The organism is Methylobacterium sp. UNC378MF (assembly GCF_900103195.1).
Lineage (GTDB): Bacteria > Pseudomonadota > Alphaproteobacteria > Rhizobiales > Beijerinckiaceae > Methylobacterium.
This window is the reverse complement of the sequence record NZ_FMWU01000006.1, coordinates 50,160-70,528: the sequence shown is the minus strand read 5'-3', so window position 1 is coordinate 70,528 and position 20,369 is coordinate 50,160. Positions and strand designations below refer to the sequence as shown.

Genomic DNA, 20,369 nt, shown 5'->3' with positions numbered 1-20,369 from the left:
TCGGCCGCAGCCGAGCGATGCCGCGCCTAGCGCCGCGTTTCAAGCGCACCTGCCTGCAGCCCGCCCGCGCGTAACCGCGCGGCCTCCAGCGCCCAGACCATGCCCAGCATCATGTAGACGTGGCGCCACTTCTCGATGTCGATCTGCACGGCCTGCAGGAAGAACATCAGCAGCGCCGGCCAGACGATCTGGGCATGCGCCCGGAACGGCGACGGGCGCGCCAGGAGCCGGAACCCGACGAGGCCGGTCGTCACCACGAGGCCGATGAACACCGCGCCCCCGAGCCAGCCCCCATTGGCGAAGGAGCCGATATAGGAATTGTGCGGCTCGAGCCCGAAGGTCAGCCGCCAGTGCATCGGCCCCATCCCGAACGGCCGCTCGAGCAGCATGGCGAAGCCGCGGATCTGGTTGCCGAAGCGGCCGGTCTCGCCCTGGTCGTAGTCCTGGGTCAGGGCCGCCCGGGTCTCGAACATCTTGTGCACGTGGTCGACCGAGAGCAGCCCGATCACCGCCACGGTGCCGAGGACGATCGTCCCGAGGGTCAGGAGCACGATGCGGCGGCGCAGGCGCGGGGATGCGCTGCCGGCATAGACCGACCCCACCATCAGGAGCACCGCCACGACGCTTCCGCCCCAGGAGCCGCGCGAGAACGACAGGAAGATCCCGGCCACGATGATCAGCAGGCCGACGAGGGACACGAGCGGGCGGCGGGTGGTGCCGGTGAGCAGGCCGTGCATCAGGTAGAGGGCGCCGAGCGTCAGGAACGAGCCGAAGACGTTCGGGTCCTGGAAGGTGCCCGAGGCTCGGTCGTATTTGTAGAACAGGTCCTCGATCCCGAGCCATTGTAGGTAGCCGACGATGCCCAGAGCCGCCGAGAATACGCAGCTGGCCGTGTAGGCCTTGAGCGCCAGTTCCATCCGGGCGTGCGTGTCGTCCGCGAAGAACATGGCGAAGAAGATGCAGGTGACCGAGAGGTAGATCAGCTGCACCGTCCAGGTGACCGGGAAATCCTCATTCAGGTACGGCATCAGCGCCATGACGATGGCGGCGAGGTAGAGCAGGAGGAGCGCGACTAGGGGCACCGCCCCGCGGTGCAGCCGCACGCCGAGGCAGAGCCAGAGCAGGATCGTGGGGATCGCGACCGCGTCGTAGGGGGAGGTCTCGGAGAAGGCGAAGCAGGCGAAGAAGATGAACGCCGCGAACAGCGCCTTGGCCAGCCCCTCGATGGCCACGATGAGCGGGAAACCGCCCGCCGACCCGGACGGGACCGGGCCTGCGGGCGCTGCGGTGTGGGCCATGGATACGCGGGCTCCACGGGCCGGTTACGCGGGCCCGCGCCGTCCGTGATGCCATGGAAACGTTGAGAATCGCCTTCCCGTCGCGGGGCGCCCGGGAGGCGCCGCCCGTTCAGGCGCGGCAAGCCTCGAAGCCCTCGGTGATCGCCGCCGGATCGAGATTGCGCCCGATGAACACCACCCGCGAGACGCGCTTCTCGTCCTTGCCCCAGTCGCCCTGCACGTCCCCGTCGAGGATCATGTGCACGCCCTGGAAGACGAAGCGCTTCGGCTCGTTCGGGAAGGCCACGATCCCCTTGCACCGCAGGATATCCGGACCCTGCGACTGGGTCAGGTTCGAGATCCAGGGCATGAACTTGTCCGGATCGACCTCGCCCTCGATCTTTGCCGAGATCGACCGGATGTCGGAATCGTGATGGTGGTGGTGCCCCGCCTCCAGGAAGTCGGGCTCGACGTCGAGGATGCGGTCGAGGTCGAAGGCGTTGCGCTCCAGCACGGCGTCGAGGGGAACCGCGCAGTTCTGCGTGCGGTGGAGCTTGGCCAGCGGGTTGATCGTGCGGATCTCGGCCTCGACGCGGTCGAGGTCGGCCGGGGAGACGAGGTCGCTCTTGTTGAGCAGGATCACGTCCGCGAAGGCGATCTGGTTCTTGGCCTCCGGCGCATCCTTCAGGCGGTCGGACAGCCACTTGGCGTCGGCCACCGTCACCACGGCGTCAAGGCGGGCAGCCTCGCCGACATCCTGGTCGACGAAGAAGGTCTGCGCCACGGGGGCCGGGTCAGCGAGGCCGGTGGTCTCGACGATGATCGCGTCGAACTTGCCCCGGCGCTTGACCAGCCCGTCCATGATCCGGATCAGGTCGCCGCGCACTGTGCAGCAGACGCAGCCGTTGTTCATCTCGAACACCTCCTCGTCCGCGCCGACGACGAGGTCGTTGTCGATGCCGATCTCGCCGAACTCGTTGACGATCACGGCGTAGCGCTTGCCGTGATTCTCGGTGAGGATCCGGTTGAGGAGCGTGGTCTTGCCCGCGCCGAGATAGCCGGTGAGCACGGTGACCGGGATCTTGCCAGCGGCTGAGCCGGATGCGGCCTGGGCTGAAGCGTTGCTCGTATCGGACATGACGGGTTCTTCGCTGACAGATGCGGGATCGAGCGGGTCTGGACCCACGAGCGTTGTCATATTGTAACAAACTCCGTCAAAGGAAGACGGGGCCACACGGTTTCGCGACTGAGGCGCCGGATCGATTGCCTGTCTGACAAACTTTGCTCTAGGCACGCGGTGCTGCAGGAATCATCCCGCGGCGCGCCATAGAAAAGCACCAGCGATCGCATTGATGTAGGCGTCGTCCTGGCACGACTCGTACTCTCGTCAATCAGCCCGGTCTCTTGGCCCGGACCCAGAAGATCATCCGCATGGACGCCCGAAATCCGCTGGACCAGGACGAGGCCGTCACCCTGTCCGCACGCAGGGGCCGGTGGACCGGCCTCCTGGTCGTTGCCGTCCTGCTCGCTGTCGCGTTGGCCGTGGCGTTTGCGTTCCCCGAGAGAACCCGTGAGACCGCCTCGAACCTCGTCGCCGCGCTGACCGGGCTGTTCGCGTCGGGCAACCCCGACCCGGGCATCGATGTGGAGAAGGCCGGGCCGGTGGAGCGGGTGTTCCGGCCCACCAAGGAGCAGCGCGCCGCCTTCGAGATCCTGCCGGTCGCCAACCTCGTGTTCCGGCCCGAGGGCTCCGCCGAGGGACGGATCGCCCTCAACGACGACGACAACGTCCCGGTGGTCTCGCCCTATGCCGGCCGGGTGACGAAGGTCCTGGTCCGCGCCGGCGACGACGTGAAGGCCGGCGACGTGCTGCTGACGCTCGAGGCCACCGACATGGTCCAGGCGCAGAACGACTACCAGGCCGCCGTGAACAACCTCCAGAAGCAGCAGGCGCTTCTGAAGCTCGACCAGACCATCGCGCAGCGCCAGCAGGAGCTGTTCCAGGCCCACGCGACGGCGCTGAAGGACTACCAGTCGGCCCAGAACGACGTCATCGCCGCCCAGAGCGACTTGAAGACCGCCGAGGCCGCCCTCGACGCGGTGAAGAACCGCCTGCGCATGTTGGGCAAGACCGACGCCGAGATCGCCGCCTTCGAGAAGAAGGGCACGATGAGCGCCGAGACGCAGATCCGCGCGCCGATCGCCGGCACGATCGTCCAGCGCAAGGTCGGCATCGGGCAGTATCTCTCGGCCTCCAGCGACCCCGTCTTCGTGATCGGCGACCTCTCGACGGTCTGGCTCGTGGCCAATGTCCGGGAAAGCGAGATCCCAAGGATCCGCATCGGCCAGGAGGTCGAGGCGAAGGTGGCAGGCTTCGGCGCGCGGGTGTTCAAGGCCCGGGTGAACTACATGGCCTCCAGCCTCGATCCCGCGACCCGCCGGCTCGCCGTACGCAGCGAGGTCGACAACCCGGACCGGCTGCTGCGCCCGGAGATGTTCGCCACCTACACGATCATCACCGGCAAGGGCGAGCCGAGCCCGAGCGTGCCGGTGGCCGCCATCGTGTACGAGGGCGACCGCACCCATGTCTGGGTGGCGCGGCCCGATGGGGCCGTGGAGGCGCGCGACATCAAGCTCGGCCTGATCAACGGCGACAACGCCCAGGTCGTCCAGGGCCTGCGCGCGGGCGAGCAGGTCGTCACCCGGGGCGCCCTGTTCATCGACCGGGCGGCCACCGGCGACAAGGCGTCCTGAGCGGGGATCCGGTCCGATGAACGCCCTGATCGCCTTCTCGCTGCGCCAGCGCGTGCTGGTGGTGCTGCTGTTCGTGGTGATGCTCGGCGTCGGCTACGGCGCCTACACGCAGCTCAACATCGAGGCCTACCCGGATCCGGTCCCGCCGCTCGTCGACGTGATCACCCAGAATCCGGGCCAGTCCGCCGACGAGATCGAGCGCTACATCACGATTCCCCTGGAGGTGGCGCTCGCCGGCATCCCGAACGCCCAGGTTGTGCGGACGATCTCGCTGTTCGGCCTCTCGGACGTGAAGGTCCAGTTCAACTACGAGTACACGTACGAGCAGGCGCTGCAGCGGGTCCTCAACCGCCTGTCGCAGGCCCCGGCGCTGCCCAACGGCGCCACGCCGCAGATCTCGCCGACGAGCCCGGTGGGCGAGATCATGCGTTACAAGCTCGTCGGCCCGGCGGGCTACTCGCCCATGGACATGAAGACCCTGCAGGACTGGGTGCTGCAGCGCCGGTTCAAGGCGATCCCCGGCGTCGTCGACGTCACGGCCTTCGGCGGCAGGGCCAAGGAGTACGAGGTCGCGGTCGACCTGAACCGCCTCCAGGCCCAGGGCCTGACCCTGGTGCAGCTGACCACCGCGCTGAACAACGCCTCGATCAACGTCGGCGGCCAGACGCTGAACGTCGGGCAGCAATCGGCGGTGGTGCGCGGCATCGGCCTGATCCGCGACATGGACGACATTCGCGACACGATGATCAGCCTCGTCAACGGCACCCCGGTGCTGGTGCGGGACGTGGCGGAGGTGCGCGTGTCGAACGCCCCGCGCCTCGGCATCGTCGGCCACGACAACCAGCGCGACATCGTCGAGGGCATCGTGCTGATGACCCGCGGCGGCAAGAGCCTGCCGACGCTGGAGCGGGTCGAGGCCGAGATCGACAAGATCAACAGCTCCACGATCCTGCCGCCCGACGTGAAGATCGAGCGGATCTACGATCGCTCGGGCCTGATCCACACCACCACCCACACGGTGATGCACAACCTCGTCTTCGGCGTGGTGCTGGTCTTCGTGGTGCAGTGGCTGTTCCTCGGCTCGCTCACCAGCGCGATCATCGTGGCGGCCACGATCCCGTTCGCGCTCGGCTTTGCGATCCTGATCCTGGTGGTGCGGGGCGACTCGGCCAACCTGCTGTCGCTCGGCGCAATCGATTTCGGTCTGATCGTCGACGCGACCGTGATCATGGTGGAGAACGTGTTCCGCCACATCGCCGAGCCCGACCACGTGAAAGGCGAGGATCCGCCCGACGGCCTGACGGGCCGGCTCGGCACCATCGCGATCGCGGGCCGCGAGGTGAACCGGGCGATCTTCTTCTCGGCGACGATCATCATCGTCGGCTTCCTGCCGCTGTTCACGATGACCGGCGTCGAGGGCCACATCTTCGGCCCGATGGCCAAGACCTACGCGTACGCGCTGCTCGGCGGCCTGCTCGCGACCTTCACGGTCTCACCCGCGCTCTCGGCCCTGATGCTGCCGAAGAAGCTCGAGGAGCGCGACACCCTGATCGTGCGGGTGCTGCGCGTCGGCCACGAGGCGGCTCTGCGCTTCGGCCTGCGCAACCGCGTCCTGGCGATCGCCGTGATGCTGGCGGTGCTGCTGGTCTCGGGCCTCACGGCCCGCAATCTCGGCCTCGAATTCCTGCCGCGGCTCGAGGAGGGCAACCTCTACGTGCGCGGGACGATGCCGTCCTCGATCTCGCTGGAGGCCGGCAACGCCTACGTCCAGCGCATGCGCAAGATCTTCCAGGAGGTCCCGGAGGTCACCACCGTCCTATCGCACCAGGGCCGCCCGAACGACGGCACCGACGCCACGGGCTTCTTCAACGTCGAGATCCTGGCGCCGCTCAAGCCCATCGACCAGTGGCGCAAGGGCCTCGACAAGGAGACGCTGATCCAAGACCTCAGCAAGAAGCTCGAGGCCGAATTTCCCGGCATCGAGTTCAACTTCTCGCAGTATATCGAGGACAACGTCCAGGAAGCGGCCTCGGGCGTGAAGGGTGAGAACTCGGTCAAGATCTACGGCAACGACCTCGCGCAGCTCACCAAGACCGCCAACGCCGTCAAGGCCGCGCTCGCCACCGTGCAGGGCGTCACCGACCTGTCGGTGTTCGAATCCCTCGGCCAGCCGACGGTGCGGATCGACGTCGACCGCCACAAGGCAGCGCGCTACGGCCTGTCGATCGGCGACGTGAACACCACGATCCAGGCGGCGATCGGCGGCCAGACCGCGGGCGACCTCTACGAGTACGGCTCGGACCGCCACTTCCCGATGCGGGTCCGGCTCGCCAAGGAGTACCGCTCGTCGCTCGCGGGCATCCGCAACATCGCGGTCGGCGCCCAGAACCCCAACGGCGGCGTGATCCAGGTGCCGCTCTCCGAGATCGCCGACGTCGATCTCGTCTCCGGCGCCTCGTTCATCTACCGCGAGGACCAGCAGCGCTACATTCCGGTGAAGTTCTCGGTGCGCGGCCGCGACCTCGGCAGCGCTGTGCTTGAGGCCCAGCGCAAGGTCGCCGATGCGGTCGACCTGCCGCCGGGCTACCGGCTGGAATGGGTCGGGCAGTTCACCAACCTGAAGGAGGCGGCCGCCCGGCTGAGCCTCGTGGTGCCGATCACGCTGCTGCTGATCGCGCTGCTCCTCTACATCAACTTCTCGTCGGTGGCCGACATGCTGCTGACCCTGTCGGTCATCCCGATGGCGATGATCGGCGGCATCTTCGCCCTGGCGCTGACCGGTACGCCGTTCTCGATCTCGGCGGCGATCGGCTTCATCGCGCTGTTCGGGATCTCGACCATGGAGGGCGTGATCCTGCTCGCCTACTACAACCAGCTGCTCGACGAGGGCTGGAAGCGGCAGGAGGCGGTCTGGCACGCCGCCGTGGTGCGCATGCGCCCGGTGATGATGACCTGCGTGGCGGCCTGCGTCGGCCTGCTGCCGGCCGCGGTCTCCACCGGCATCGGCTCGCAGGTGCAGAAGCCGTTGGCGCTCGTGGTGGTGGGCGGCATCATCCTGGCGCCGAACCTGATCCTCGTGATCGTCCCGGTGCTGATCTCCCTGTTCTCCCGACGCCGCCCGAACCCGCACGCCCAGGCGCGGCCCGCGCATCGGGCCGCCGCGTGAGCTGGTTCAGGATCGCGCGGACCGTGGCGTCGCCCGTTGCAGGAGCGCCACAACCTACTCGCCGCGCGCGCCATCTGGGGATGGTCGGATTGACTTGGCAGCGGGTCGCGCCGCTCTACGAAGGTGCGGTTTTCGGGGGCGGGATGGTGAGCTTTGCGCCGAGACGGTGCGGACGGGCGACCGCGTGGCTGGCGGCCTCCCTCGGCCTGTCGGCCTGCGCGGTCGGCCCGAACTACGTGGCGCCCGAGACTCCGCCGGTCGGCCGCTACACCAAGGAACCGCTGCAGAACCCCTCCGCGGCCGACAAGATCCGGACCCGGCAGGGCGGCTCGGCCGACCAGAGCTTCGTCTCCGGCGCCGATATCCCGGGCTCGTGGTGGACCCTGTTCCACTCGAAGGCGCTGAACCGCCTCGTGGAGCAGGCGCTCGCCAACAACCCGTCGCTTGAGGCCGCGCAGGCCTCCCTGCGGGTGGCGCAGCAGAACGTGCTCGCCCAGAAGGGCACGCTCTACCCGAGCCTGACCGCGACGCCGCAGATCCAGGGGGCGCTGGCGCCCGGCCTCGACCTGCAATCGCCCCTCAACAACCAGAACCAGTATCTCTACAGCCTGTCCACGCCGCAGGCGGTGGTCTCATACAATCCGGACGTGTTCGGCGGGAACCGGCGGCAGATTGAGTCCCTGGAGGCCACCACAGAGAACCAGCGCTTCCAGCTGGAAGCGGCCTATCTGAGCCTGACTGCCAACGTCGTCGCCGCCGCGATCCAGGAAGCCTCGCTGCGCGCGCAGATCGACGCGACCCGCAAGGTGATCCAGGCGCAGACCGAGGTGCTGCAGCTCTACAACAAGCAGCTGTCGCTGGGTCAGATCGCAGGGGCCGACGTGGTGCAGCAGCAGGCGGCGCTGGCGCTGTCGCAGCAGCTTCTGCCGCCGCTGGAGAAGGCGCTCGCGCAGCAGCGCAACCTTCTGACCGCGCTGGCAGGACGCCTGCCCTCCGACGAGGTCTCCGAGACCTTCGACCTCGCTGCCCTGCGCCTGCCGACCCGGCTCCCGGTGAGCCTGCCCTCGCGGCTCGTGCAGCAGCGGCCCGACGTGAAGGCGGCGGAGGCCCTGGTGCAGCAGGCGAGCGCCAATGTCGGCGTCGCGGTGGCGAACCGCCTGCCGCAGTTCAGCCTGACCGCCACGGGCGGCTCCAGCGCCACGCGGATCGCGCAGGTGACCAGTCCGGGGGCGGCGTTCTTCACGATCATCGGTCAGGCGACGGCGCCGATCTTCGATGCCGGGACCCTGTTCCGGCGCCAGCGGGCCGCCGAGGAGTCGCTGACGGAGGCGCAGGCGCAGTACAAGGCGACGGTGATCACCGCCTTCCAGAACGTCGCGGACGCGCTGCGGGCGCTCCAGGCCGACGCGAAGGCCGTGGCTGCCGCCGACGCCGCGGTGAGCGCCACGAACCAGAGCCTCGGGCTGATCCGCAAGCAGTACACGGCGGGGGCGATCACCTCCTCGCAGGTGCTGATCGCCCAGCAGGGCTACCTGTCGGCGCTCGTGACCTCGGCCGCGGCGCGGGCGACCCAGTATGCCGACACCGCGGCCCTGTTCGTGGCGCTGGGCGGCGGCTGGTGGAACCGCGCCGACGTGGCACCGCCCCCGCCCGAGAAGGACCCGCTGAAATTTCTGTGACGGGGCGGCATCACGAGTACATCGCGATCGCGTCCTGGAGCATCTGGTCGGTCGTGCTCATGACCTTGGTGTTGGCCGTGTAGGCCTGCTGGGTCTCGATCATCTTCGAGAACTGATCCGAAATCCCGGCATTCGACTGCTCCACCGAGCCGGCCGTGATGGTCGCGCCGTTGAGGCCGTAGCTCGGCGTCCCCGACTTGCCGGTGGCGACGTAGGTGCCGCCGTCGAGCGAAGCGAGGTTGTCCTGCATGCCGAACTGCGCCAGCTGCAGCGTGCCGAGGGCCACGGAGCTGCCGTCGGCGGCCGTGCCCGTCAAGGTACCGGCGGGCGAGACCGCGAGGCTTCCCAAGGTGTTGGCGCCGGTCGGGACCTGGACGGGGGCGGTGGCCGAGGGACCGGCGAACAGGTAGTAGCCCGCGCCATTGCTGAGATAGCCGCTGGCGTCCGGAGCGAAGTCGCCGCGCCGGGTGTAACCCGTGTCGCCGCTGAAGGTCGGGCTCTGCGGCGTCCCGGTATTCTGCTTCACGATGAAGTAGCCGTTGCCCGAGATGGCGAGGTTCGTCGAGACGCCGGTCGACTGCATCGAACCCTGAATGTTGAGGCTGTTGCGCGTGTTCGACGCAACCCCCCCGGCCAGCTGCGTGCTGCGGTCGGTCTCGGCGAGCATGTCGGCGAAGCTCGTCTCGGTGGACTTGAAGCCCACCGTCTGGGTGTTGGCGATGTTCCCCGAGATGTTGTTCAGGGCCAGCGACTGCGCCGAGGCGCCGGAAATCGAGTTCGAGAGCGCGGTGAAAAGGCCCATCGGGGTCTCCGTTCGCCGGAGCGGCACGGTCCCCGCTCCGACGGAGACCGATAAGAGCCCGACATGGTTAACCGACGGTGTGTGACCGCGTGTTGCTGGGCCGAAGGCGCCGGCGAGGCGCGCGGAGCGGTGGTGGCGGACGCGTCACGACCCGATCGCGCTCAGCACGATCTCCCGTCGGTGCGGCCGGTCGCGATGCTCGATCAGGTAGATCCCCTGCCACGTGCCGAGGGCCAGCCGGCCCTCGATCAGCGGGATGGTCAGGGCCGAATCGGTCACCATCGTGCGGATATGGGCCGGCATGTCGTCCGGCCCCTCGGCGCCGTGGACGTAGCCGGCATGCCGCGGCGCGAACCCGTCCAGAGCGGCCATCAGGTCGGTCTGGACGTCGGGGTCGGCGTTCTCCTGGATGGTGAGCGAGGCCGAGGTGTGCCGGCAGAACACCGTGACGAGACCGTCCCGGATGCCGCTGCCGCGCACGAACCCAGCCACCGCGGCTGTGAAATCCGTGAAGCCCGGACCCGCGGTCGCGATGGTCAGCCGCCCGCTCGCATGCCGCTGCACCGGACCTGCGGCCATCGTCTCCACCGGACCGATCTTGCCCTGCTTCATGCGGACGTCTCCATCAGCGTCGCCCCCGGGGCGATCTCCCGTTCGCCCCGGGCCAGGATGCGCTCCAGCACGTCGATCCGGTCGGCCTCCGCGGGCGGCTTGTCCCAGCGGATGCGGCTGACCCGCGGGAAGCGCATCGCCACCCCCGACTTGTGCCGGGTCGAGCGCTGCACGCCCTCGAAGGCGATCTCCAGGACGAGGCCCGCCTCGCGGCCATGGGCGACCTCGCGCACCGGGCCGAAACGCTTGGTGGTGTTGTTGCGGACGTAGCGGTCGAGCTTGGCCAGTTCCGCGTCGGTGAAGCCGTGATAGGCCTTGCCGACCGGCACCAGCTCGTCCCCGCCCTCGGGGGCCGCCCGCCAGACCCCGAACGTGTAGTCCGAGTAGAAGGACGAGCGCTTCCCGTGCCCGCGCTGGGCGTACATCATCACGGCGTCGACGATGTGCGGCTCGCGCTTCCACTTCCACCACGGTCCCTTGGGACGGCCCGGCAGGTAGGGGCTGTTGAGGCGCTTGAGCATCACCCCCTCGATGGCATCGGCATCCTCGCCAGCCCCCACCGAGGCCGGATCCGCGCGGGCGGCCGCCAGCGCCTCCCAATCGGCGAAGGGCACGAGCGGCGAGATATCGATCCGCGCGTGATCGAGGCGGGTCACCAGCGCCTCCAGCTTCTCCCGCCGGACCGCGAAGGGCTCGGTCCTCAGGTCGTCGCCCCCGAGGGTGAGGAGGTCGTAGGCGCGGACATGGGCGGGGAACTCCTCCAGAAGCCTGGCCGTGACCGCCTTCCGGTTCAGGCGCTGCTGGAGGACGTTGAAGCTCTGCACGCGACGCTCGCGCAGGATCAGCAGCTCGCCGTCCAGCGACCCCGTGAAGGTGATGGCCTCGGCGAGATCCGGGAACGCCCCGGTGATGTCCTCACCGGTGCGGGAATAGACCTTTCCGACCTGGTGGCCCGCCCGATCGGGGCCGCCGACGAGCTGGACGCGGATGCCGTCCCACTTCCACTCGGCCGAGAACGCCGCGGGCTCCAGCTTCTCGAGGTCGGCCTCCTCCTCGATCGGATGCGACAGCATCGGCGGCCGGAACGGCGCCGGGTTCAGGGTCTCGGGCCGCGCGGCCCGGCCCTCGACCCAGGCGAACAGGGTCTCGAACGGCGGGGTCAGCCCGTGCCAGACCTCCTCGACGGCGTCGGCGTCGTGGCCGCCCAGCGCGCCGACCGCCGTCTTGGCGAGCCGCGCCGAGACACCGACCCGCAGGTTGCCGGTGACGAGCTTCAGGAGCGCCCAGCGCCCGGTCTCGTCGAGGGCGTCGAGCCAGTCCGCGAGATGGCGGGGCAGCTCGCGCTTGGGGATCGTCGCCAGCGTCCCGACGACCTCCGCCAGGGTCGGGACCTGCGGCGGCGGGTTGTTGTGGCCAGGGCCCGGTTCCCGCGGCGCCTCCGCCGGTCCCGGCCAGATCAGCGCCGTCGTCTCGGCGAGGTCGCCCACGTAATTGTGCGACAGCCGGAACAGCACCGGGTCGATCCGCTCCTCCACCAGCCCCCGGATCAGGGCGGGCTTGGCCTCGCGGAAACTCAGCGTGCCGGTCATGGCGCCCAGCGCGTAGCCGCGCTCGGGATCGGGCGTGCGTGCGAAATAGTCCTGGAGCATGCGCAGCTTGGCGTTGCGGCGCGGCTCGTAGGCGAGGCGGTCGAGGAGATGGGCGAACTCGTTCACGCGGCCGCCTCCGCCTCGGATCCCGACTCTGAGGTCCCCTCGACCTCGCCGTCATCGCCGTAGCCGAGCAGGTGGAGCGGCTTCGCCCGGATGCCCTGCGTTCCGCACCAATGGACCAAGGCGTCCTCCTGCCCGTGCGTGACCCAGACCTCCCCGGCGCCGGTGTCCCGGATGGTGCGGCACAGGTCCGGCCAGTCGGAATGGTCGGAGATCACCAGCGGCAGCTCGACGCCCTTCTGGCGGGCGCGGGCACGCACGCGCATCCAGCCCGAGGCGAAGCAGGTCACCGGGTCGGGAAATTTGCGCGACCACAGATCCTGGATCGACGAAGGCGGGCAGATCACGATCGCCCCGTGCAGGTCCTTGCGCTCGGCGGCCACGACCTTGGGCGTGTCGCCCAGCGGCACCCCTTCCTCCTTGTACAGCGCCGTCAGCTTCTCCATGGCGCCGTGCAGGTGGATCGGGCGGTCCCAGCCCTCCTCCCGCAGGAGCGCCATCACCCGCTGCGCCTTGCCGAGGGCGTAGGCCCCCACGATGTGGGCGCGCTCCGGGAACAGCCGGACCGAGTCGAGGAGCTTGCGGACCTCGTCCCGCGTGTCGGGATGGGTGAAGACCGGCAGGCCGAAGGTCGCCTCGGTGATGAACACGTCGCAGGGCACCACCTCGAAGGGCAGGCAGGTCGGATCCGGCGCCCGCTTGTAGTCGCCCGAGACCACCACCCGGACCCCGTCCCGCTCGATGGCGATCTGCGCCGAGCCGAGGACGTGGCCGGCCGGCGCGAAGCGCACGGTGACGTCGCCGACACGGATCGGCTCGCCGAGCCGGGCTTCCTGCCGCTGGCGGCAGAACTCCGCGCCGTAGCGCACCGCCATGATCCGCAGGGTCTCGGGTGTCGCCAGCACCTGGCCGTGGCCGGCGCGGGCATGGTCGGCGTGGCCGTGGGTGATCAGCGCGCGCTCCACCGGCCAGGTCGGATCGACGTGGAAACGCCCGAGCGGGCAGTAGAGACCCTCGCGGGTCAGGGTGAGGAGTTCGCTGGCGCTTATCGGCATCGGGTCCGTGCAGCCGGTGGTGTCCGCCGGTGGCCCCGGTATATAGGCGCCCCCGATCCGGCAGACGCATGGCCTCGCAGCTCAGTTCCGGCGACCTCCTCGCCGATCGCCGCTATCGCTACGCCGAGGCCTGCCTGGCCGAGGGCGACCACGAGGCCGCCGCCGACCTCGCCGTGCAGGTCCTGGACCTTGCACCGCGCTACACGCCGGCCTGGCTCCTGCTGGGCCGGGCGCGCGCGGCGATGGCCGCCGCCAGCGGCGATCCGGCCCTGCGCGAAGCGGCGGCGCGCGCCTATGCCGACGCCCTCGACATCGATCCGGAGGACGGGCTCGGCGTGCGCACGCATCTCGTCCGCCTGGGTGTCGGCGGCGACCTCCCGGCCATGTCCCCCACCTATATCCGGGCCCTATTCGACGGCTACGCGCCGCGTTTCGAGCACCACCTCGTGGAGGGCCTGGCCTATATAGGCCCGCAGCTCGTCCGCGATGCCCTGCCGGGTGTCCCGGGGCGCTTCGCGGTGGCTCTGGATCTCGGCTGCGGCACGGGGCTCATGGGCGCCGCTCTGCGCGACCGGATCGGTCATCTCACCGGAATCGACCTCTCGCCGGGGATGCTGACGCTGGCGCGGGCCAAGGCGTGGCGGGATCGACCGCTCTATGACCGCCTGATCGAAGGCGACCTCATTGCGGCCCTGGCGGACATGCCCGGATCGTCCGCCGATCTCTGTCTTGCCGCGGACGTCCTGATCTACGTGGCGGACCTCGCGGCGTTCCTGGCTGGAATCGGCCGGGTCCTGCGGCCGGGCGGTCTCTGCGCCGTCACGGTCCAATCCCACGATGGTCCCGGCTACGTTCTGGGCCAGGACGGCCGCTACGCCCACGCCGAGGCCCATATCGGCGCGAGGGCCGCGGCGGCGGGCTTGGAGATCCTGACCTCGCGTCCCGCCGCAATCCGGCGCGAAGGGGGCCATCCGGTACCGGGGCGCGTCGTTGTGTTGCGGCGCACAGCGGCATGAAACCGCTTGGCTGTTCGTCCATTGTCAGTCGGCCGCGGCTAGGCGCGGTCGCTCGATCGGGGGATCAGCATGGCGGATTACGGCAATCGGACAGGAGCAGCGATACCGGAGCGGAAACCCGAACCGCCCGCCGACAAGTCCTTTCCGGCCGATCCGCGCACCCGCATCCCCTTCGCGATCGCCCTGGCCGCGCTTGCGGGCTGCGCCGATTCCATCGGCTTCCTGGAATTCTCGCAGCTGTTCATGTCGTTCATGTCGGGCAACACCACGCGCTTCGGCGTCGCGGTGGCCAATGGCGACTGGGAGAATGTCAGCCGGGTCGCCAGCACCATCTGCCTGTTCTGCTTCGGCGCCTTCCTGGGGACGCTGATCGCCGCCTGGGTCGGGCGCTGGCGCCTTGCCGTGCTGCTGACGCTCCAGGCCCTGCTCCTCGCCGGCGGCCTGCTGATGCCCTGGGGCACCTTCGCCTATCCGCTGCACGCCTATCCGATCGTCCTGGCGCTGGGCCTTCAGAACGCGACGCTGCAGGACGAGGGCGGCCGCTCCCTGGCGCTCACCTACGTCACCGGCGCCGTGGTCCGTTTCGGCACCGGCTGCGCCAACCTGCTGCTCGGCACGGTGGCGCCGTCCTTCTGGCTCCAGGCGCCGCTCTGGGCGGGCCTCAGCACCGGTGCGGTAGTGGGCGGCCTGCTCGACATGCGCTACGGCGAATCGGCTTTCCTGTTCCCGGCGGCGCTGGCCGCCATCCTGGCGCTGATCGCGATCGCCCTCACCATCGCCAAGCCCGGCAGCGCCCTGGTCGCCGGCTCGTCGCCGGCACCCGACGCCAGCCCGAAGGCCGAGGTCATCGACGCGATCCACTGAAGCCTGAGCGGCGCGGGGTCATCCGTCGGAATCCCGGAAGGTGCCCCGGCCCTGCTTGATCGTGGCGCGGTTCTTCTTGGCGCCGATGCGCCGTTCCTGCGAGCCGCGCGTGGGCTTCGTCGGCCGGCGGATCGGCGGCGGCGGCTTGGCCGCCTCCGCCACGAGATCGACGAGGCGCTGCAGGACATCGGCCCGGTTGCGCTCCTGCGTCCGGTGCCGCTGCCCGGCGAGGACGAGGACGCCGTCCTTGGTCATGCGCCGCCCGGCGAGCCGCACGAGATTCGCCTTGACGCGATCATCCACGGAGGGCGACGCGAGGGCCGCCCATCGGAGCTGGACCGCGGTCTCGACCTTGTTGACGTTCTGGCCGCCCGCTCCCGAGGCGCGCATGAAGGACAGCGCGATCTCGTCCTCGGCGATGGCGATGCGCGGCGTCACCCGCAGGGACATGGCGGCCTCCCCGGCAGCGCGCTGACGGCGCGCGGCGCTGCCGCGCCGGGCGCGGGGCCGATGCGGCGAAGGATGCGGATCGACGTCCGCGTCACCATATCTCGCCCGTGCCCCCCGTTCCGCTCATGGCGCGCCATCGAAATCGTCTCTCCGTCGTCGCGAGCGCAGCGAAGCGACCCGGGGCAGCGCGACATAGCCAAGGGTGGCGCGGCTGGATTGCCTCGCTCCGCTCGCAAGGTCCGCGGCGACGTCAGGCGGCCTCGGCCGGCGTGCGGGCGCGGAGCGCGAGGGCGTGCAGGCCCCGCTTGAACGCGTCGTCGAGCAGCGCGTTCACCAAGCGGTGCCGCTCGACGCGGCTCTTGCCCTCGAACGCCGACGCGACGATGTCGAGCCGGTAATGGGTCTCGCCCCCCGGCCGTGCCCCGGCATGGCCGGCATGCAGATGCGACTCGTCGATCACGTCGAGCCGCGCCGGCGCGAGCTGTTCCTGCAGCCGCGCCTCCATCCAGTCCCGCAGGGTGCCGCCCGCGCCCGCACCATCCGCCATCGTGCCCTCGCGTCGTGTTCGTGGGCCGCCGTCAAGCCCGATCCCGCGCATGCGTCATCAGGCCCGGTGCCCTTGTGTCTCAGGTCCGCCCCCTCATAATCGGCTCGTCATGGATCTCAACTCGCGCCTGTTCGACAGCATCCGGATCAAACCGTCCTGCGACGAGCCGAAGCCCGCGGCCGAGGCCGGCTGCGAGAGCCCGGGCTGCACCCATCCGGGCCTGTATCGGGCGCCGAAGGGCCGGAAGGCGGAGGGCCAGTACTGGCGCTTCTGCATCGACCATGTCCGCGCCTACAACGCCACCTACAACTACTTCGACGGCATGAACGATGCCGCCGTCCAGGCCTACCAGAAGGACGCGATCATCGGACATCGTCCGACCTGGGCGATGGGCGTGAACCGGACGGGCGAGGCGAAGCCCGCGGACGAGCCGGTTCGGGACTGGGCCTATGTCGACCCGCTCGGCATCCTGCGCGGCGAGGGCGTCGGCGACGCCCGTCGGCGCGCCCGCCAGCCCGAGGAGCCGCGCAAGCCCAAACACTCGGCCACGATCCGCCGGGCCCTCGACGTGATGGGGCTTGAGGAGACCGCCGATACGGCCGCCATCAAGGCGCAGTACAAGGTGCTGGTGAAGCGCTTCCACCCGGATGCCAATGGCGGCGACCGGTCGTTCGAGGAGCGGCTGCGCGACATCATCCGCGCCCACGACGTGCTGCGCGCGGCCGGGCTCTGCTGACCGCGGCACGAAGGATGCAGGCCGGATCGCATCCAGGATAGGGCAAACCGCGCGGGGCGACCCTATATGGGATCCATGCCGGTCGGTGGCGCGCGCGCGCGTCGCCGTCTAAGGATGGCTCCGCCCCGCCGCGGAGGCCCGGCTCGACGTTCTTCCGCGCAGATGCTTCACTGTTGGGAGTGGAGCGCCCGCGCCTCACGAGGTTCCGAATGCTCTCTGACGATACGCCCGCCCGGCTCCCCGACCGCACCGTCTCCGTCCGCGAGGTCTTCGGCATCGACCTCGACCTCAAGGTCCCGGCCTATGCCGAGCCCGAGGAGCACGTGCCGGATCTCGATCCGGACTACATCTTCGACCGGGAGACGACTCTGGCGATTCTGGCCGGCTTCGCGCGCAACCGCCGCGTGATGGTCACCGGCTATCACGGCACCGGCAAGTCGACCCATATCGAGCAGGTCGCCGCCCGGCTGAACTGGCCGTGCATCCGGATCAACCTCGACAGCCACGTCTCGCGCATCGACCTCGTCGGCAAGGACGCCATCGTCCTGCAGGACGGCAAGCAGGTCACCGCCTTCCAGGACGGCATCCTGCCCTGGGCGCTGCAGAACAACGTCGCGCTCGTGTTCGACGAGTACGATGCCGGGCGTCCGGACGTGATGTTCGTGATCCAGCGCGTGCTGGAGCTGTCGGGCCGCCTGACGCTGCTCGACCAGAAGCGCGTGATCCGCCCGCACCCGGCCTTCCGGCTGTTCGCCACCGCCAACACGGTGGGCCTCGGCGACACGTCCGGCCTCTATCACGGCACCCAGCAGATCAACCAGGGCCAGATGGACCGCTGGTCGATCGTCACCACGCTGAACTACCTGCCGCACGACCGCGAGGTCGACATCGTGCTCTCGAAGGCCACCCATTACCGGAGCGACCAGGGCCGCGACATCGTCAACCGGATGGTGCGCGTGGCCGATCTCACCCGCAACGCCTTCATGAACGGCGACCTGTCGACCGTGATGAGCCCCCGCACGGTGATCACCTGGGCCGAGAACGCCGACATCTTCAAGGATATCGGCTTCGCCTTCCGGGTGACCTTCCTGAACAAGTGCGACGAGCTGGAGCGGACATTGGTGGCCGAGTTCTACCAGCGCGCCTTCGGCAAGGAGCTGCCCGAGAGCGCGGTGAACGTCGCGCTGAGCTGACCCGCATGGAGGAGCCCGTGGCGCGTCCGGCCGAGACCGCTGTGATGGACGTGGACACCTCGTCCGCGGCCATCCGCACGCGCTACGAGGACGACCTTCACAGCTGGGCGCGGGAGCAGGTCGCCCTGCTCCGCGCCCGCCGGTTCGACGAGATCGACGTCGAGCGCGTCGCGGAGGAGCTGGAGGACGTGTCGAGGCGCGAATTCTCCAAGCTCTACAGCTGTCTGCGCGTCCTCCTGATGCACATGCTGAAGTGGGATCAGCAGCCCGAGCACCGCACGCCGAGCTGGATCTACTCGATCCGCGAGCAACGCCGGCGCTTCGACCGTCTGCTGACCGAGAGCCCGAGCCTCAAGGCCCGCCTCGAGGAGGCTCTGGCACAGGCCTACCCGGACGCGCGCGACTGGGCCGCCGACGAGACCCATCTGATGCCGGACGAGTTTCCGTCTGCCTGTCCCTACAGCTGGGATGAGATCCGGGCTCGCCCCTTCGATCTCGATTCCGCGAAGAAGTAGCCCGCATGTCCATCTCCAACCGCAAGCCCGGCGAGCGCCGCGAACCCGTGGCCGAGCCCCTGAAGCGCTCGGTGGCGGGGTGCCTGCGCGCCATCGCGCGGCGCTCCGAGGTCGAGGTCACCTACGCCACCGACCGGCCGGCGCTCACCGGCGACAAGGCCCGCCTCCCCGAGCCGCCGCGCAAGCTCTCAGCGCAGGACGTCGCGGTGCTGCGCGGCAACGCCGACGCCATGGCGCTGCGCCTCGGCTGTCACGACGTCGCCTTGCATCGCCGCTTCGCCCCCGAGAATGCCGCCGCCCGGGCGGTCTACGACGCGGTCGAGCAGGCCCGGGTCGAGGCGATCGGCTCGCGCCGGATGGCGGGGGTCGCCAGCAACATCACGGCGATGCTGGAGGACCGCTACCACCGCGGCGGCAAGTACGAGAACATCACCGACCGGGCCGACGCCCCCATGGAGGACGCGGTCGCCCTGATGGTGCGCGAGCGCCTGACCGGCCAGCAGCCGCCCGAGGCCGCCGCCAAGATCGTCGAGTTGTGGCGCGAGCATATCGAGGCCAAGGCCGGCCCGAATCTCGACGGGCTGCTCGGCTCGATCGAGGACCAGCGCAAGTTCGCCCGCTCGGTGCGCGACCTCCTCACCTCCCTCGACATGTCGGACGAGACGCCGTTCGACGCCGAGGACGACGAGAACGACGACGAGAACGACGCCCAGGACGACGAGCAGAATCCGAGCGAGGGCGATTCGGAGGAGAAGAGCCAGGGCGAGCGCGCCGAGATCGAGACCTCCGAGGAGGCCTCCGACGAGATCGAGGAAGGCGCTCAGGAATCCGCCGACGCGCCCTCGGGCGAGTTGCCCGAGGAGGCCGAGGACGCGGAATCCGAGGAGGCCTCGGAGGCGTCGCGCCCGCCGCAGCGGCAGGGCAACGAGGCCCGCGGGCCGGAATACCGGGTGTTCAACCCCCGGTTCGACGAGGTCATTCACGCCGAGGAGCTGTGCGACGCCGACGAGCTGTCGCGCCTGCGCTCCTACCTCGACAAGCAGCTCTCGCACCTGCAGGGCGTGGTCGGGCGCCTCGCCAACCGGCTGCAGCGGCGCCTCCTGGCCCAGCAGAACCGCGCCTGGGATTTCGATCTGGAAGAGGGCCAGCTCGATCCGGCGCGGCTCGTGCGCGTGGTCATCGACCCGTACCAGCCCCTCTCCTTCAAGCAGGAGAAGGACACGAATTTCCGCGATACGGTCGTCACGCTGCTCCTCGACAATTCGGGCTCGATGCGCGGCCGGCCGATCACCGTGGCGGCGACCTGCGCCGACATCCTGGCGCGGACGCTGGAGCGCTGCGGCGTGAAGGTGGAGATCCTGGGCTTCACCACCCGCGCCTGGAAGGGCGGCCAGAGCCGCGAGGCGTGGCTCGCCGCCGGCAAGCCGGTCAATCCCGGCCGCCTGAACGACCTGCGCCACATCGTCTACAAGTCGGCCGACGCACCCTGGCGCCGCGCGCGCAAGAACCTCGGCCTGATGATGCGCGAGGGGCTGCTCAAGGAGAATATCGACGGCGAGGCGCTCGACTGGGCGCACAAGCGCCTGCTCGGACGGCCGGAGCAGCGCAAGATCCTGATGGTGATCTCGGACGGCGCGCCGGTCGACGATTCGACCCTCTCGGTCAACGCCGGCAACTACCTGGAGCGGCACCTGCGCTGGATGATCGAGGAGATCGAGACGCGCTCGCCGGTGGAGCTTCTCGCCATCGGCATCGGCCACGACGTGACGCGCTACTATCGCCGTGCCGTGACGATCATCGACGCCGAGGAACTCGGTGGCGCGATGACCGAGAAGCTGGCGGAACTGTTCGAGGAGGACGGCGCGTCCGCCCCGACGGGCCGGATGCTGCGGACAGCAGGGGGGCGGCGCTGAGCGTGTCCGCAGCGCGGCAAATGCCGTGCTCCCGCCTCCGGCCTCTCCGACCCCCGCCCTCGTCCTGAGCTGCGGCGA

At 69.6% G+C, this 20,369-nt stretch carries 17 protein-coding genes; 9 read left to right on the top strand and 8 right to left on the bottom strand.

Going from position 1 to position 20,369, the window contains the following annotated elements; all coding sequences use genetic code 11:
• Window positions 1-26: 26 nt before the first annotated feature.
• Window positions 27-1,298: an O-antigen ligase family protein gene (locus tag BLT59_RS07955; protein ID WP_091778260.1), complete on the bottom strand. Its 1,272-nt coding sequence runs from the start codon at window positions 1,296-1,298 to the stop codon at window positions 27-29.
• Window positions 1,299-1,407: 109 nt separating this feature from the next.
• Window positions 1,408-2,415 carry a CobW family GTP-binding protein gene (locus BLT59_RS07950; protein ID WP_091778258.1) on the bottom strand — a complete coding sequence of 336 codons (1,008 nt, stop codon included), beginning with the start codon at window positions 2,413-2,415 and terminating at the stop codon, window positions 1,408-1,410.
• Window positions 2,416-2,708: 293 nt separating this feature from the next.
• On the opposite strand from BLT59_RS07950, the gene BLT59_RS07945 reads away from it, so the two are divergent.
• The 3 genes from BLT59_RS07945 to BLT59_RS07935 all read left to right on the top strand — a co-directional run bounded on the left by BLT59_RS07945 (window position 2,709) and on the right by BLT59_RS07935 (window position 8,876).
• On the top strand, window positions 2,709-4,031 hold the full coding sequence (locus BLT59_RS07945) for an efflux RND transporter periplasmic adaptor subunit (protein WP_091778540.1): 1,323 nt from the start codon (window positions 2,709-2,711) through the stop codon (window positions 4,029-4,031).
• A gap of 16 nt (window positions 4,032-4,047) precedes the next feature.
• Entirely contained in the window at window positions 4,048-7,197 is a 3,150-nt protein-coding gene (locus BLT59_RS07940) for an efflux RND transporter permease subunit (protein WP_091778255.1), read from the top strand.
• A gap of 143 nt (window positions 7,198-7,340) precedes the next feature.
• Window positions 7,341-8,876, top strand: coding sequence for an efflux transporter outer membrane subunit (locus BLT59_RS07935; protein ID WP_091778253.1), 1,536 nt, complete (start codon window positions 7,341-7,343; stop codon window positions 8,874-8,876).
• Between the two features lie 10 nt (window positions 8,877-8,886).
• Here the strand turns inward: BLT59_RS07935 and BLT59_RS07930 are convergent, their stop codons facing one another.
• From BLT59_RS07930 to BLT59_RS07915, 4 genes are all read right to left on the bottom strand, one after another.
• Window positions 8,887-9,678 (bottom strand): flagellar hook basal-body protein, encoded by a 792-nt coding sequence (locus BLT59_RS07930; protein WP_091778251.1) that lies wholly within the window; start codon window positions 9,676-9,678, stop codon window positions 8,887-8,889.
• 144 nt (window positions 9,679-9,822) lie between these two features.
• Complete coding sequence (locus tag BLT59_RS07925) at window positions 9,823-10,290, bottom strand: secondary thiamine-phosphate synthase enzyme YjbQ (RefSeq protein ID WP_091778249.1); 468 nt, start codon at window positions 10,288-10,290, stop codon at window positions 9,823-9,825.
• On the bottom strand, window positions 10,287-12,005 hold the full coding sequence (locus BLT59_RS07920) for a cisplatin damage response ATP-dependent DNA ligase (protein ID WP_091778246.1): 1,719 nt from the start codon (window positions 12,003-12,005) through the stop codon (window positions 10,287-10,289). Before BLT59_RS07920 ends, BLT59_RS07925 begins: the two co-directional genes overlap by 4 nt.
• Window positions 12,002-13,057 carry a ligase-associated DNA damage response exonuclease gene (locus BLT59_RS07915; RefSeq protein ID WP_091778244.1) on the bottom strand — a complete coding sequence of 352 codons (1,056 nt, stop codon included), beginning with the start codon at window positions 13,055-13,057 and terminating at the stop codon, window positions 12,002-12,004. Before BLT59_RS07915 ends, BLT59_RS07920 begins: the two co-directional genes overlap by 4 nt.
• Before the next feature lie 68 nt (window positions 13,058-13,125).
• Here BLT59_RS07915 and BLT59_RS07910 point away from each other — a divergent pair, with 68 nt between their 5' ends.
• Complete coding sequence (locus BLT59_RS07910; RefSeq protein ID WP_091778242.1) at window positions 13,126-14,073, top strand: class I SAM-dependent DNA methyltransferase; 948 nt, start codon at window positions 13,126-13,128, stop codon at window positions 14,071-14,073.
• Window positions 14,074-14,142: 69 nt separating this feature from the next.
• The gene (locus BLT59_RS07905) at window positions 14,143-14,937 is read left to right on the top strand and encodes a YoaK family protein (protein WP_091778240.1); all 795 of its coding nucleotides are present in this window, start codon (window positions 14,143-14,145) and stop codon (window positions 14,935-14,937) included.
• Window positions 14,938-14,955: 18 nt separating this feature from the next.
• On the opposite strand, the gene arfB is transcribed toward BLT59_RS07905, so the two are convergent.
• Entirely contained in the window at window positions 14,956-15,387 is a 432-nt protein-coding gene (gene arfB / locus BLT59_RS07900) for an alternative ribosome rescue aminoacyl-tRNA hydrolase ArfB (protein WP_091778238.1), read from the bottom strand.
• A 250-nt stretch (window positions 15,388-15,637) separates the two neighbouring features.
• Window positions 15,638-15,934 carry a BolA family protein gene (locus BLT59_RS07895; protein ID WP_091778236.1) on the bottom strand — a complete coding sequence of 99 codons (297 nt, stop codon included), beginning with the start codon at window positions 15,932-15,934 and terminating at the stop codon, window positions 15,638-15,640.
• Window positions 15,935-16,043: 109 nt separating this feature from the next.
• Between BLT59_RS07895 and BLT59_RS07890 the strand changes: the two genes are divergently transcribed.
• The 4 genes from BLT59_RS07890 to cobT all read left to right on the top strand — a co-directional run bounded on the left by BLT59_RS07890 (window position 16,044) and on the right by cobT (window position 20,291).
• Window positions 16,044-16,670, top strand: coding sequence for a J domain-containing protein (locus tag BLT59_RS07890; RefSeq protein ID WP_091778234.1), 627 nt, complete (start codon window positions 16,044-16,046; stop codon window positions 16,668-16,670).
• 209 nt (window positions 16,671-16,879) lie between these two features.
• Window positions 16,880-17,863: a cobaltochelatase subunit CobS gene (gene cobS, locus BLT59_RS07885; RefSeq protein ID WP_091778232.1), complete on the top strand. Its 984-nt coding sequence runs from the start codon at window positions 16,880-16,882 to the stop codon at window positions 17,861-17,863.
• Window positions 17,864-17,880: 17 nt separating this feature from the next.
• Window positions 17,881-18,378, top strand: coding sequence for a DUF29 domain-containing protein (locus BLT59_RS07880; protein WP_238194729.1), 498 nt, complete (start codon window positions 17,881-17,883; stop codon window positions 18,376-18,378).
• 5 nt (window positions 18,379-18,383) lie between these two features.
• Window positions 18,384-20,291, top strand: coding sequence for a cobaltochelatase subunit CobT (cobT, locus tag BLT59_RS07875; RefSeq protein ID WP_091778230.1), 1,908 nt, complete (start codon window positions 18,384-18,386; stop codon window positions 20,289-20,291).
• The last annotated feature ends 78 nt before the right edge of the window (window positions 20,292-20,369 follow it).

What these genes read in the sequence shown, in the direction of transcription:
- BLT59_RS07955 (WP_091778260.1), bottom strand. Translation starts at nt 1,298, where the DNA reads ATGGCCCACACCGCAGCGCCCGCAGGCCCGGTCCCGTCCGGGTCGGCG.
- BLT59_RS07950 (WP_091778258.1), bottom strand. Translation starts at nt 2,415, where the DNA reads ATGTCCGATACGAGCAACGCTTCAGCCCAGGCCGCATCCGGCTCAGCC.
- BLT59_RS07945 (WP_091778540.1), top strand. Translation starts at nt 2,709, where the DNA reads ATGGACGCCCGAAATCCGCTGGACCAGGACGAGGCCGTCACCCTGTCC.
- BLT59_RS07940 (WP_091778255.1), top strand. Translation starts at nt 4,048, where the DNA reads ATGAACGCCCTGATCGCCTTCTCGCTGCGCCAGCGCGTGCTGGTGGTG.
- BLT59_RS07935 (WP_091778253.1), top strand. Translation starts at nt 7,341, where the DNA reads ATGGTGAGCTTTGCGCCGAGACGGTGCGGACGGGCGACCGCGTGGCTG.
- BLT59_RS07930 (WP_091778251.1), bottom strand. Translation starts at nt 9,678, where the DNA reads ATGGGCCTTTTCACCGCGCTCTCGAACTCGATTTCCGGCGCCTCGGCG.
- BLT59_RS07925 (WP_091778249.1), bottom strand. Translation starts at nt 10,290, where the DNA reads ATGAAGCAGGGCAAGATCGGTCCGGTGGAGACGATGGCCGCAGGTCCG.
- BLT59_RS07915 (WP_091778244.1), bottom strand. Translation starts at nt 13,057, where the DNA reads ATGCCGATAAGCGCCAGCGAACTCCTCACCCTGACCCGCGAGGGTCTC.
- BLT59_RS07910 (WP_091778242.1), top strand. Translation starts at nt 13,126, where the DNA reads ATGGCCTCGCAGCTCAGTTCCGGCGACCTCCTCGCCGATCGCCGCTAT.
- BLT59_RS07905 (WP_091778240.1), top strand. Translation starts at nt 14,143, where the DNA reads ATGGCGGATTACGGCAATCGGACAGGAGCAGCGATACCGGAGCGGAAA.
- arfB (WP_091778238.1), bottom strand. Translation starts at nt 15,387, where the DNA reads ATGTCCCTGCGGGTGACGCCGCGCATCGCCATCGCCGAGGACGAGATC.
- BLT59_RS07895 (WP_091778236.1), bottom strand. Translation starts at nt 15,934, where the DNA reads ATGGCGGATGGTGCGGGCGCGGGCGGCACCCTGCGGGACTGGATGGAG.
- BLT59_RS07890 (WP_091778234.1), top strand. Translation starts at nt 16,044, where the DNA reads ATGGATCTCAACTCGCGCCTGTTCGACAGCATCCGGATCAAACCGTCC.
- cobS (WP_091778232.1), top strand. Translation starts at nt 16,880, where the DNA reads ATGCTCTCTGACGATACGCCCGCCCGGCTCCCCGACCGCACCGTCTCC.
- cobT (WP_091778230.1), top strand. Translation starts at nt 18,384, where the DNA reads ATGTCCATCTCCAACCGCAAGCCCGGCGAGCGCCGCGAACCCGTGGCC.